Source organism: Bacteroides sp. MSK.18.37 (assembly GCF_019129155.2).
Lineage (GTDB): Bacteria > Bacteroidota > Bacteroidia > Bacteroidales > Bacteroidaceae > Bacteroides > Bacteroides ovatus.
On the sequence record NZ_JAHOIB020000001.1, the window covers coordinates 402,550 to 415,642 of the forward strand.

The 13,093-nt window shown below is 39.9% G+C and carries 10 protein-coding genes; 8 read left to right on the top strand and 2 right to left on the bottom strand.

The window, feature by feature from the left end; all coding sequences use genetic code 11:
• Nucleotides 1-6 precede the first annotated feature (6 nt).
• On the top strand, nucleotides 7-588 hold the full coding sequence (locus tag KSX81_RS01635; RefSeq protein ID WP_004302038.1) for a manganese efflux pump MntP family protein: 582 nt from the start codon (nucleotides 7-9) through the stop codon (nucleotides 586-588).
• A gap of 30 nt (nucleotides 589-618) precedes the next feature.
• A complete protein-coding gene (locus KSX81_RS01640; protein ID WP_004302037.1) occupies nucleotides 619-1,629 on the top strand; it encodes an FAD:protein FMN transferase in 1,011 nt (336 codons plus the stop codon).
• Between the two features lie 108 nt (nucleotides 1,630-1,737).
• Here KSX81_RS01640 and KSX81_RS01645 read toward each other — a convergent pair whose 3' ends face one another.
• Nucleotides 1,738-2,376: an HU family DNA-binding protein gene (locus KSX81_RS01645; protein WP_004302036.1), complete on the bottom strand. Its 639-nt coding sequence runs from the start codon at nucleotides 2,374-2,376 to the stop codon at nucleotides 1,738-1,740.
• Nucleotides 2,377-2,661: 285 nt separating this feature from the next.
• Here KSX81_RS01645 and KSX81_RS01650 point away from each other — a divergent pair, with 285 nt between their 5' ends.
• Nucleotides 2,662-3,855: an ISAs1-like element ISBaov2 family transposase gene (locus KSX81_RS01650; RefSeq protein WP_004320305.1), complete on the top strand. Its 1,194-nt coding sequence runs from the start codon at nucleotides 2,662-2,664 to the stop codon at nucleotides 3,853-3,855.
• Between the two features lie 191 nt (nucleotides 3,856-4,046).
• Nucleotides 4,047-5,357, top strand: coding sequence for a VapE domain-containing protein (locus KSX81_RS01655; RefSeq protein ID WP_217725618.1), 1,311 nt, complete (start codon nucleotides 4,047-4,049; stop codon nucleotides 5,355-5,357).
• A gap of 181 nt (nucleotides 5,358-5,538) precedes the next feature.
• Here the strand turns inward: KSX81_RS01655 and KSX81_RS01660 are convergent, their stop codons facing one another.
• Complete coding sequence (locus KSX81_RS01660; RefSeq protein WP_004320308.1) at nucleotides 5,539-6,489, bottom strand: BF3164 family lipoprotein; 951 nt, start codon at nucleotides 6,487-6,489, stop codon at nucleotides 5,539-5,541.
• A 277-nt stretch (nucleotides 6,490-6,766) separates the two neighbouring features.
• Between KSX81_RS01660 and KSX81_RS01665 the strand changes: the two genes are divergently transcribed.
• The 4 genes from KSX81_RS01665 to KSX81_RS01680 all read left to right on the top strand — a co-directional run bounded on the left by KSX81_RS01665 (nucleotide 6,767) and on the right by KSX81_RS01680 (nucleotide 13,087).
• The gene (locus KSX81_RS01665; protein ID WP_044917919.1) at nucleotides 6,767-7,168 is read left to right on the top strand and encodes a fibronectin type III domain-containing protein; all 402 of its coding nucleotides are present in this window, start codon (nucleotides 6,767-6,769) and stop codon (nucleotides 7,166-7,168) included.
• Nucleotides 7,169-7,414: 246 nt separating this feature from the next.
• Nucleotides 7,415-8,899, top strand: a complete 1,485-nt coding sequence (locus KSX81_RS01670) for a TolC family protein (protein ID WP_004302028.1) — start codon at nucleotides 7,415-7,417, stop codon at nucleotides 8,897-8,899.
• Nucleotides 8,900-8,920: 21 nt separating this feature from the next.
• The gene (locus tag KSX81_RS01675) at nucleotides 8,921-10,000 is read left to right on the top strand and encodes an efflux RND transporter periplasmic adaptor subunit (RefSeq protein ID WP_004302027.1); all 1,080 of its coding nucleotides are present in this window, start codon (nucleotides 8,921-8,923) and stop codon (nucleotides 9,998-10,000) included.
• 36 nt (nucleotides 10,001-10,036) lie between these two features.
• Nucleotides 10,037-13,087, top strand: coding sequence for an efflux RND transporter permease subunit (locus tag KSX81_RS01680; RefSeq protein WP_004302026.1), 3,051 nt, complete (start codon nucleotides 10,037-10,039; stop codon nucleotides 13,085-13,087).
• Nucleotides 13,088-13,093: the final 6 nt, after the last annotated feature.

Sequence of the window (13,093 nt, forward strand, 5' to 3'; positions counted from 1 at the left end):
AATACAATGACAGGACTAGAGATTTGGCTGCTTGCAATAGGTCTGGCGATGGATTGTTTCGCTGTCTCAATTGCAAGCGGTATTATTTTGAAACGTACCCGTTGGAAACCCATGCTAATCATGGCTTTTGCTTTCGGCTTTTTTCAGGCAATCATGCCATTTATCGGATGGATGTGTGCAAAGACATTCAGTCATCTTATAGAAAGTGTAGACCATTGGATTGCTTTCGCAATCCTTGCCTTCTTAGGCGGACGAATGATTTTAGAATCTTTCAAAGAAGAAGAATGTTGTAAACTGTTCAATCCGGCAAATCCGAAAGTGGTATTGACCATGGCAATAGCCACAAGTATTGATGCATTGGCAATCGGCATTTCCTTTGCCTTTCTGGGAGTTCAGGATTATACCGAAATCCTCCCTCCTATCAGCATTATCGGATTTGTTTCATTTGTCATGTCACTCATCGGTCTGATCTTTGGTATCCAATGTGGCTGCGGCATCGCCCGGAAACTGAAAGCTGAGTTATGGGGAGGTATCATTCTAGTCATTATCGGACTAAAGATATTAATTGAACATTTATTTCTTCAATAAAACGAGTTTTCTCATCAAATAGAAGAGCGTATGAAAACAAAAAAAAGTTTCCTTTGGCTGGCTTTCCTGATTTTGGCAACTATCTGGATATTAGTCAGACATAATCAACAAGTTGGCTATTACAGTGTCAAAGGTTTGGTGTTTGGGACAGTATATAAAATTACTTATCAGCATGACGGTGACTTAAAACCGGAAATAGAAGCTGAACTGAAACGCTTCGACCAATCTCTATCTCCATTCAACGACAGTTCTGTTATCAGCCGCGTCAACCGCAATGAAGAGCTGGTGACTGATAGTTTTTTCCAGAAATGCTTCCATCGCTCGATGGAAATTTCCCGCGAGACAAAGGGTGCTTTCGACATTACAGTAGCCCCTCTTGCCAATGCTTGGGGATTCGGTTTCAAAAAAGGTGCTTTTCCTAATTCATTAATGATAGACAGTCTGTTACAAATCACCGGATATGAAAAAGTGAAAATGGATAACGGCAAAGTTATCAAACAGGATCCTCGTACTATGTTAAGTTGTAGTGCCGTGGCCAAAGGGTATTCGGTAGACGTAATTGCACAACTGCTCGACCGTAAGGGAATAAAAAACTATATGGTAGATATAGGAGGCGAGGTGGTAGTGAAAGGGAAAAATCCTTCCAAAGGCTTGTGGCGCATTGGAATCAATAAGCCCGTCGACGATTCACTGGCTGTAAACCAAGACTTACAGACAATTCTTGAGATAACAGATTTAGGCTTGGCAACTTCCGGAAACTATCGTAATTATTATTATAAGGATGGGAAGAAATACGCCCATACGATTGACCCTAGAACTGGCTATCCGGTACAACACAATATCTTGTCCTCTACGGTAATCGCCAAAGACTGTATGACTGCCGATGCCCTTGCCACCGCCTTCATGGTGATGGGACTGGAAGAAGCGGAAGCTTTCTGCAAAGCGGATACAACGATTGACGCCTACTTTATTTATAGTGGAGAAAATGGAGAGTTCAAGACTTTCTACACGGAAGGAATGAAAAAATACATAGCGAAATAAGGTTCGCTTCTTTTCTTTCATTCCCTTTACATGAGGACAAGTCTCAAGCTATCAACCGTTTCGTGTGATTACTCAAAGAAATATGCTTCTTCACATCCTTCACAGTCATTACCGTGAAGGATGTGCCGCATCTCTGGATACGCCATAATAACCGGGAGCAGGCACATACATCGGCTGATTGCGCAAACCGATATTCACCAGTTTTCCTTCTCCACGCAAACGTACCAAATGCATTTTAGCTGTAGTACGTGCCAAACCACACACTTCCTGAAAATCACGGCGGGTCATCATCTGATGTTCGGAAAAATATTCTTTCAACAGCATATCAATCTCCACCTCTGACACCTTCTCCGAATGGCGGACATACTTGGACTGACTGGCACGAACACCCACAAAATATCCTTTCAGATTACTATCAAGGCGAAATCGAACAGTTTTGAAAGCCACCTTATTAGTCTTATGCGGAGTGCTGCGAGTCACTTTCCCCGTAGCCTCCAAAGTGGGATAAAAATAACCGATCCCCTCGATATGTACTTCTTTTCCCTCACGCAACGACTCACCGAGAATCTTCGATAAGTTATCAAGCACATTCTTTACATCGCCCACAGTCAACGAACTGTAGTCATGAATCTTGTAACAAAGAGTATCCGTATCTACCTTTCCATTCATAAAGATACGCGGATGCAACGCAGCTTCTTCTTCCGAAGAATCATTAGGATTTTCATACCAATCAAACACAATAGCCATTACTTCTTATCAATTTAAATGTGTAACTTCATCATAGGACAACTTTAATCGGCTATTCGGACGACTGGAATCGGCTGTTCAGTCAACTATTGTCAGCCAACCGGACAACTCCAGTCGGCTTTTCCTAAACAAGCACTAAACAGGGAAAACGCATTATACTCTTTCCTTAATCTTTTATACATTTATCTTACACCAATATTGTCTTTTCATCTTATTAATAAGATATTTATCTTTCATTTACAATATTATTTGAGTACATTTACGTGATTATAAATCACAATTAAAATGAAGCAAGAAACTAAAAGAAAGATTGAGATCAGCAACCTACATGAATTTGCTGATTCATTAATATTGATAGATAACCGGATAGACCGTTGTAAAAAACATCAGGCCAGTACCATTGTTCTTATTGCAATTTCTGCTGTTATATGTGGCGCTGATACTTGGAATTCAATAGAAGACTTTGGTAAAAGTAAAGAATCTTTTTTTGCAGCCAAGCTTTCCAATTTTAATGGTATCCCTTCCCATGATACATTTAATCGCTTTTTCTCGGCATTAGATCCTTTAAAATTTGAAGAATCTTATAGGCAATGGGTCCAAAGCATTCTCAAATGTTATTCGGGGCATATAGCCATTGATGGTAAAACCATACGAGGAGCCTATGAATCCGAACAGGACAAGCGTCATCGTAAACAAGGAGTGCTTCCTGATTCGAATACGGGAAAGTACAAATTGCATGTCATCAGTGCATTTGCAACAGAACTGGGAATCTCCCTTGGACAGTTATGTACACAAGAAAAGGAAAATGAGATAGTTGTCATTCCTGAATTATTAGATATGTTGTGTATAAAAGATTGTATTATTACAATTGACGCTTTAGGATGCCAGCGTACAATTGCAGAGAAAGTCATAAAGGGAGAAGGTGACTACATTTTTATAGTGAAAGATAATCAACCGAAATTAAAGGAAATAGTACTGTCAGTAACAGAAAGTATTGTATCAAAAGGTACAACAGCACGATTTGACAAATATGAGACGCATGAAGAAGGACATGGCAGGAATGAGTCGAGAATCTGCTATTGCTGCAACGATCCTGGTTTTCTGGGAGCAGATATTAGAAAGAAGTGGAAAAATATACAGTCTTTCGGATATATAGAGAATACCAGAAATACAAACAAAGGCACTACAGTGGAAAAAAGATGTTTTATATCTTCCTTGGAACCTGATGCGCAGAAGATACTTAAAAATAGTAGAGAACACTGGGAAATTGAGAATAATCTACATTGGCAGCTAGATGTCAATTTCCATGAAGATAATACCAGAAGAAGAAATATATCAGCATTAAACTTCTCCGTACTGGCGAAAATTGCATTGGCTACATTAAGAAACAACAAAAGAGAGATACCAATCAATAGAAAAAGATTAATAGCAGGGTGGGATAATGAATTCTTATGGGAACTTATTTTACATGATTTATAATGCGTTTTCCCTGAGCACTAAAGATACGACAAAGTAACGATATATCAGCATAAGAAAGCTTGTTTTTCATTTCAGAAGAAAATAAACATTTTCTTAGTTAAATACTTGCAAACCCCATATTTCATGTTATACCTTAGCAGCATCAACCGGTCGAAAAAACAACATTTATTCATTTAAAAAACAAGAAAAATATGAAGACATTAGAATATCACTCGAAACGTTTGGCGAAAAAAATACGAGTATTGATGAAAGAATCGTCAAACGTCATCGTTTCAACGAATACGTCAAAGAACGTACCGAAAATGCAAGAAATAGATGAACAGGAAGCATATAAGCAAGAAGTACATAAACAACCCGTCCTTCTAACACAACAAGTGATTGACTTTTTAAAAGAGCGATATGACTTCCGCTACAACCTGCTCACTGAAGAAACCGAATTCCGACCATCCGGACAACGAGACATTCCTTTCTGCCGCATAGACAAGCGAGAACTGAATACTTTCTGTCTGGAAACTCACAAAGAAGGTATCAACTGCTGGGACAAGGATCTTCAAAGATATATCTATTCTACCCAAGTGGAAAGTTACCACCCTTTCCGGCTTTATATGAACGAACTACCTGCCTGGGACGGAACAGATCGGTTAAAGCCCTTAGCGAAGCGGATATCTGACATTCCTCTATGGATAAAAAGCTTTCATACCTGGATGCTCGGACTTGCCGCCCAATGGCTGGGAGTAACTCAAACACAAGCAAACAGCGTGGCTCCGATACTTATCAGTGAAGAACAAGGACGCCACAAGTCTACTTTCTGCCGTATGCTGATGCCACCACAACTAGCCCGTTATTATTCGGATAATCTGAAACTAACCGCACAAGGCAATCTCGAACGTCTCCTTGCCGAGATGGGATTACTAAACATGGACGAATTTGACAAATTCGGAGCACAAAAGATGCCATTACTGAAAAATCTGATGCAAATGTCCAGCCTCAACATCTGCAAAGCCTATCAGAAAAATTTCCGGTCGCTACCTCGTATCGCTTCGTTCATCGGAACGAGCAACCGAACTGACTTACTATGTGATCCGACAGGCAGCCGCAGATTCATCTGCATTGAAGCGGAACATGATATAGACTGTACCGGAATTGAACATTCACAAATCTATGCCCAACTGAAAGAGGAACTGCTTGCAGGTGCCCGCCACTGGTTTAACAAGGAGGAAGAACACGCCTTGCAATGTCATAACATGGCATACTATCATGTCAACCCTATAGAAGACATTGTGCGCAACACATACGCGCCTGCCACATTGAATGAGTCGGATTGTCTGTCACTCTCCGCCGCTATTATTCATCAGGAATTAAAAAAGAGATTTCCCGCCGCACTACGAAGTTGTACACCTATCCAACTGGCTCAAATTTTTACCGCAACAGGTATCAGCCGACAGCATACGAGATTAGGAAATGTGTATTTGGTGAAGAGGGTGAAGGATAGTGAAGAATGAAATTACCACAGTTTATTCACAGAAGGCATCTATGAATCATCAGCTTAGTATTATGTGAAAAAAAGAATATGTCAATAATCAAGGATAGCTAGTTTTATTTTGAAATAGAGAAAGTGGCAAGTACAAGGCTGATTTGTCACTTCCTCCATTTCTTATTCCAATAATACAAAAAAGCAGTAAATTATATATTTAAATCTGCCTTATACAATGTGAGCCCGTCTTCGTTAAACTCGCAAAAGTACACTGAACGGCCATTATTTGATAGTCCATAATAACCATTTTTTCTATCTGGCAAATCAAACTTTTTGATTGGGTTTAACTGCCAGTCAAATACAAATATTGCTTCTTTCATTAGTTTTGAATCTTTATCCTCTTCGCTAAAATAGCCTTTAACATCACATAGAATATATTTATCATTAAGTTTCATTGATTCAATTCCTATATGTTTTTCATTCATCGTATTAAGTGACGCAAATGTTTTACTTCTTACCTCTTCGCGCTGCATTTTCGTGTATCTTTTTTCACCTACTACCTTTCCATTCTTGACATCAAATATATACAATATAAACTGATTACTTGCATAAAAAACAGCCATATCATTTCCTTTTACTTCAATAGAACCATCAGCGTAAGCACATTTTATTAGATCATTTGCAGACAGTTCCATATCTTTTGCTTTTCCAATATCAAAACTTTCATAATTTATTGTTTCATAAAATTTTGCTTCCTTATTATTAAATATAGCAATCGATTTCTGATTAAATTCGTTCATTTCCACTTTTTCGCTTTCAGAAAAAGCTGGCATTAAGGTTGCAAGGACAAAACCATTGGGAAGCTTAACCATTCGACGTACCCAAATACTATCCGGAACTATTGTCACAGTAAATTTTCGTTCACCCATAGGCACATTATCTATAATGTCTCTCTTGCCGAAAGTTTTTATCATATTTGGATATGCATAAAGTTGAACGGAATCACCTATTATTTGAAAATCTTCTAATTCTGTTAATTCATTGGCCGCTCTTCCTCTTGATGCTATTGTAGATAATTTCTTTCCAGTATTTAAATCATAGCAAAATCCAAAATTCTCCTCATTCTCTTCGACAGACCATAGTATAGAGTCATCAATCATACAGAAGCCCCTTTCAAAAATGTCAAACTTATTAAAAGGCTTAAATTCCAATTTTTCGGTAACAGGAAAATCTGTATCTATATTTGAAATAGGGATGATCTGATTTTTGACCGTGCTATTACAACTAAAAAAAATATGCCAATTAAAAGCAATAAAAGTTGAGCATTTGTTTTCATAAGTGTGTATTTTTAAATAATTAATGATAATTATTTGCGAAAATAGTTATTATCTTTGCAAAGAATACCTGCATTTTTATACCAAACAAAATAAAAATAATATGAAAACACCTCAAAAAAGAATTTTCTTGTTAGCTTGTTTAGGCTTAACAGTTGCAACAATTACATTTGCTGGAAAAATTGACGTTCCTTCTCCTCCGGGAAGACCTAGTGCTTGTGACATAAATGTCAATTGGTGTAAATTAAGATTTTTAAAACCCATGAACGATGGAGGGTCACGAATACAATTCTATCGTATTGAGTTTAGAAAAAAAGAATCAGCTAGGTGGATATTTCAAGGAAACGCCGAAAATCAATTTTCCTATGATGATATAATACAAGCCCACGTTGACAATAGAGTTGGAGCAGTTCCAGTAGCATTTCGTGTTTTTGCAAACAATGAGATCGGTCGAGGTGAACCATCAAAACCTTCTAACCTTATAACATTTGAAGATCCATTTTAATTACATAAAACAATAAAAATCCCGAATAGTCATACCACAGAGAGTTATTCGGGATCTTTGCTTATAAAAAGCTAAATGATTACTACAAAAATAATGAACAGCCTCCGATCCACATAAAATAGTCACATAAAACACAGAGAAAATCACCAATACTATTCAATAAACAAATTATTTTTTTGTATAAATATAGTAATGGAGCCAAAATTTCAAGTTTAAAAGACAACAAAACCAAAGACGTAAACACAAATGCAAAAAAGACTACTATTAGTGTCCATAGGATGGCTACTCTGTAGTGCCATCACCGGACAAAATCTAACCACGAGAAATATAACCCTCGAACAAGCGATCGAGATTGCTCATGCCCGTTCTCCACAAGTTCAGATGGCACAACTTAATTTTATGGCGCAGTATTGGGACTTCCGTTCCTATAAGGCACAGTTTCTCCCATCGCTTAATTTGCATGGAAATTTGGGAAACTATAACCGCTCACTAGTAGATGTGCGTGACCCAGAAACGGGGCGTATCAGCTATGTGGCAAACAATACATTGAATAATAATTTGTCTATTTCAATAGATCAAAATATCCCTCTGACAGGCGGTAAAGTATCACTTAACACATCGCTCGACCGGTTGGACCAGTTTAATTATGGCACGCAGATATACAATTCAAATCCACTTACAATCCACTACACACAGCCTCTACGATCGTTTAATGAATTAAAATGGAGAAAAAAGACGGAGCCTTTACGCTATGAAAAGGAGAAGAAGGTATATTTAGAGTCGATGGAGAATATAACCCTTCAGACTACCTCACAATTCTTTTCCGTCTTATCGGCACAGACCAGTCATCAGAAAAATGAAGAAAACCTGAATGATACCCGAAGCATGTACGATATAGCGCTCAAACGCTCTGCGATTGGTACTGTGACAAAAAGTGAACTATTACAGTTGGAATTGGCTCTGATGAATGCAGAACTAACAGTTAGTAATAGCAGAACAAATTTAGAAATTGCTCTTTTCAACTTTAAGACCTATCTGGGCATTTCGGAGAGTACTTCTTTTAAACTACTACCGCCAACAATAGCCCCGGATGTTATCATGGAATACGACTTTGTATTAGGTAAAGCCTTACAAAACTCATCGCAAAATCTTTCACTTCAACTGAAAGAAATAGAAGCACAGCAGGATGTAGCACAAGCCAAAGCAGCAAAAGGAATTCAGGTGGAGCTACAGGCAAATCTGGGTTTCTCACAAACGGGAAATAGTTTCAATGAAGCATATCGCTTATTGAAAGATCAAGAAATTGTCGGAGTTTCGCTGACAATGCCTATTTACGACTGGGGTATGAGCCGGGGAAAAGTAAAGATGGCTGAAGCAAAAGCTCGATTGGCACGCACACAGAACGAACAGGATGCCATACAATTTCAACAAGATATTCGAATTAAAGTGATGCAGTTCAACCAACAAGGCAGGCAGTGCGAAATATCAGCAAAGGCTTTGATCGTTGCGCAACAGCGGTATGATATCACCAAAGACAGATTCCTGAACGGAGGTATTACCGTGACCGATCTGAACACGGCACAAAAAGAGTTGGATGATGCTAGCGGACAATATATATCGCAACTGAGTACCTTTTGGGGTGCCTATTTTGAGTTGAGAAAATTGTCATTATATGACTTTATTCATAAAAAAGATATTAGTGCGGAATTCGATCAAATCATTGAAAGATAAAATCATTGAAAAAGAAAAGTTATGAAGAAATTATTCCTATATAAAAGTCTCTTGATGATTATTTGCCTGTTGGGAGCGGCAGCTTGCGGTGACGGAAAGAAAAAAGAAGAAGCTTTAATCGGTAAGAGTGATGAGAAAACACAGTTGATTACTGTCGATACGATGGTATTAACCAAACGGTCCTTCCAAAAACAAATCGTATGTAACGGTAAGCTGCGCGCAGTAGTGAAAAGTGACCTAGCATTTAATGGTTCGGGGATTATTACCGCCATTCATATACGCAACGGAGATAGAGTTGCCAAGGGAATGACGTTGGCAGTGCTTAATACGAAAGAGGCCGAAATAGAGCTGCGGAAAAGCCGCCGTGCGATGACAAAAGCAAATATTGACCTGGTAGATAAACTGATTGGACAGGGATACACAGCTGATACGACAGCCGTTCCAACCGCTATTTTGCAGAATATGAAAGCGTCATCGGGATATGAGAGCGCAATGGATCAATTAGAGGCAGCCGAACGCCAGTTGGCTAATTGTTATTTAACCGCACCGTTTAGTGGCCGCGTGGCAGATTTGGATTCCAAGGTATATGGCCGTTCGACAGACAAACTATGCACATTGATTGATGACTCCTATTTTGATGTGGAATTTAGTGTATTAGAGGCCGAAATGGAAGAAGTAGCACGAGGGTTACGAATCTCGGTATCTCCTTTTATCAATGAGGATCAACATTTTACGGGTGAGATTACAGAAGTCAACCCCTTGATTAATGAGCAAGGACAAATTAAAGTACGAGCGAAAGTACGTAACTATAATAACTATTTAATAGAGGGAATGAATGTAAAGATTCTGCTGGAGCGTGAAGTGAAGCAGCAGTTTGTTGTTCCAAAAGATGCGGTGGTCCTTCGAGACGGGTTCCAAGTGATTTTCCGTTATAAAGATGGCAGAGCGGTATGGACGTATGTGGATGTGGTTATGTCTAATATTGATTCTCATGTGATTACGGGTAATGCCAAAAAACAGACCACTATTTCGGAGAATGATGTTGTGATTGTATCCAACAATCTGAATCTGGCAGATGAAACAGAGGTGACGCCTAATTAAAATGTCTGATTGGCGAACCTTTAACCCCTAAAAAGTATGATAAAGAAACTAATCACACGTCCCATAGCAGTGACAATGAGCGTGATTGCTATCATGGTGATGAGTCTGGTGGCGATGGGATATCTACCGGTATCGCTTATGCCGGCTATCAACATACCGCAGATCACCGTACAGGTGGCGGCTCCCGGCATGTCGGTGCGTGAGATAGATAACGTTCTGCTAAAGCCTCTCAAGAATCAGTTGTCGCAGGTGGCAGGACTGAAAAATATAACTGCAGAAGCTCGCGCCGATATCGGAACTATTTATATGGATTTTGAGCCCGACTGCAATATAGATATTGTCTTTATTGATGTCAACGAAAAGATGGACCGGGCAATCACTTCACTTCCGAAAGATGTGGAGCGTCCTAAGGTAATCAAAGCCAGCGTGACCGATATTCCGGCTTTCTATCTTAATCTATCACTCAAAAATGGTATTCCGGGCAAAGAGGGAGAACTTCGTGAAGCCGGTATTGAGTTCAGCGAGCTGGGACAGTTTGCCCGTGACGTTATCTCCAAACGTATCGAACAGTTGCCACAAACAGCGATGGTCGATATCAGCGGTGTGGTGACGCCCGAATTACTTTGTATTCCGAATTATGCCAAATTGACTTCTATGGGAGCAGATATCAGTCTGCTTGAACAAGCAATCAATAACAACAATGTCTCTTTGGGAGCGTTGAGCATCAAAGATGGTCAGTATCGTTACAGCATCCATTTTGATGCCCGCATCATTTCAAAAGAGGATATTGAAAATATATATATCAAACACGACGGACGTATCTACCAGTTCAAAGAACTATGTGAGATTGTGCAACGTCCCGCCAAAAGAAGCGGATTGGTACGTAGTAAAGGGGATCCAGCCATTTCGATGGCGATTATTAAACAGAACGACGCCAAAATGGAGGATCTGCAACAGAGTATCGCTACACTGATAGATGATCTGGAAAAAGAACATCCGAATATCCGGTTCGAACTGACCCGCGATCAAACCAAACTGTTGACCTACTCAATCGACAATCTGGGCAGTAACCTGTTGGTAGGTGGTATTTTAGCGGCACTAGTCATCTTCCTGTTTATGAAAGACCTGCGTTCACCGATGTTGATCGTTGTGACCATCCCTCTGTCTTTGGTCATTACCCTGTTGGCGTTCCACCTGTTGGGTATCTCACTCAACATCATCTCTTTATCCGGATTAGTTCTCGGTACGGGTATGATTGTTGACAACTCGATCATTGTGATTGATAATATATCGCAAAAGTGGCGATCGGGAATGAAGCTTGACGACTCCATCGCCGAAGCAGTCAGTGAGGTTTTTACTCCAATGCTAAGTAGTGTGCTGACCACCTGTTCAGTCTTCTTACCGCTAATTTTTTTAAGTGGTACAGCCGGTGCGCTGTTCTACGATCAGGCAATGGCGGTGACAATAGCACTGTTCGCTTCCTTACTCGTAGCGGTGCTGGTACTTCCGGTCTATTTTTATCTGATGTATAAAAAGCTATCGCCATATACCGAAAATCGTTTTATAGACCGCATCTTTACCTTCAATTATTATCGGCCGTATGAGAAAACACTAAAATGGACACTCCGACATGGCAAATTGACTATTATCTGCTTTATAGCACTCATTCCGATAACCTATTTCATCTATCAGATGGTTGAAAAAAGCCGTCTGCCACATATCTCTCATGATGACACTATTATGACAGTCGACTGGAATAGCGGTATATCGCTCGAAGAAAACGACTTACGAGTACATCGTCTGTTGTCACAGGTTGACAGTCTGACCGAGCAAACCACCTCAATGGTTGGCGTGCAGCAGTTTTTAATGTCGCATACCAAAGAAATCACTTCTTCCGAAAGCGTTGTTTATATCAAGGCGAAAGATGCGGAAACACTGGCTAAGATAGAGAAGAAACTGACAGATTATATAGCCGAAAAACATCCGAAAGCATTAGTTACATTCCAGGTTTCGGGTAATATCTTTAATATGATATTTGCCGAACAGGGAAGTCCATTGGTGGTACAATTGCACAGCAAAGGAGGAGAAGCTCCGACCGTGGAACAGGTAACAGGATTAGTAGGAAAGATTCGAAAGGCACTGCCCGATGTGGTTGTTCCTCCAGCTGTCATGGAGCAAAATATCCGCTATATAGCCGATGTGGAAGCGATGGCGGTATATGATATTACGTATGATGACATCTACGGAAAGATGAAAAATTTCATCAGCCAGAACACATTATTTCGCATCAACCAAGGCGGTTATTCAATGCCCGTCACAACGGGCGATTCACGTGCCGAGGCATCCGACATCTTATCGGGCAAGGTGCGCAATAAGTATGGTGTGGAGATACCGCTCTCAATGGTAATCCGTGAAACCAAAGGAGAAGATTTCAAGAAACTCTATTCCGGCAGTGCCGGTGACTACCATCCTATCGCTCTTGATGTGCCGGACAGCAATGTAAAACAAGTGATGAAGACCATCGAGCAGGTTGTAAAGGAGGATAAGAACTTCTTCGTGACCTTTACCGGCGAGTATTTTTCGAGCCGGGAGACTATCAAAGAATTGATTATCATTCTATTGGTAGCAATCTCGCTACTCTATTTTATTCTGGCAGCACAGTTTGAAAGTATCATTCAACCGCTAATCATCCTTTCGGAGATTGTCGTTGATGTCTTCTTTGTGTTGCTTGGTTTGTGGCTCTTTGGTGAAAGTTTGAATATCATGTCAATGATCGGTTTGGTGGTGATGAGTGGTATTATCATCAATGATTCGATCTTGAAAGTAGATACAATCAATCGATTGCGAAAACAGGGTATGCCGGTACTAAAAGCGGTTTTTGCAGGTGGACACAGTCGCCTGAAACCGATCATTATGACTTCGCTAACAACCATATTAGCCATTGCCCCCTTCCTGAATCGGGTGGATATGGGGTCGGATCTGCAATATCCGTTATCGCTCTCAATTATTATCGGCATGACAGTCGGAACACTTATCAGTCTGTTCTTTATACCGTTGATCTATTATATTATTTACCGTAAACGCTAATCCTGC

Bases quoted from the DNA above. Each gene is read 5' to 3' on its own strand.
- KSX81_RS01635 (WP_004302038.1), top strand. From the start codon at position 7: ATGACAGGACTAGAGATTTGGCTGCTTGCAATAGGTCTGGCGATGGAT.
- KSX81_RS01640 (WP_004302037.1), top strand. From the start codon at position 619: ATGAAAACAAAAAAAAGTTTCCTTTGGCTGGCTTTCCTGATTTTGGCA.
- KSX81_RS01645 (WP_004302036.1), bottom strand. From the start codon at position 2,376: ATGGCTATTGTGTTTGATTGGTATGAAAATCCTAATGATTCTTCGGAA.
- KSX81_RS01650 (WP_004320305.1), top strand. From the start codon at position 2,662: ATGAAGCAAGAAACTAAAAGAAAGATTGAGATCAGCAACCTACATGAA.
- KSX81_RS01655 (WP_217725618.1), top strand. From the start codon at position 4,047: ATGAAGACATTAGAATATCACTCGAAACGTTTGGCGAAAAAAATACGA.
- KSX81_RS01660 (WP_004320308.1), bottom strand. From the start codon at position 6,489: ATGATTGATGACTCTATACTATGGTCTGTCGAAGAGAATGAGGAGAAT.
- KSX81_RS01665 (WP_044917919.1), top strand. From the start codon at position 6,767: ATGAAAACACCTCAAAAAAGAATTTTCTTGTTAGCTTGTTTAGGCTTA.
- KSX81_RS01670 (WP_004302028.1), top strand. From the start codon at position 7,415: ATGCAAAAAAGACTACTATTAGTGTCCATAGGATGGCTACTCTGTAGT.
- KSX81_RS01675 (WP_004302027.1), top strand. From the start codon at position 8,921: ATGAAGAAATTATTCCTATATAAAAGTCTCTTGATGATTATTTGCCTG.
- KSX81_RS01680 (WP_004302026.1), top strand. From the start codon at position 10,037: ATGATAAAGAAACTAATCACACGTCCCATAGCAGTGACAATGAGCGTG.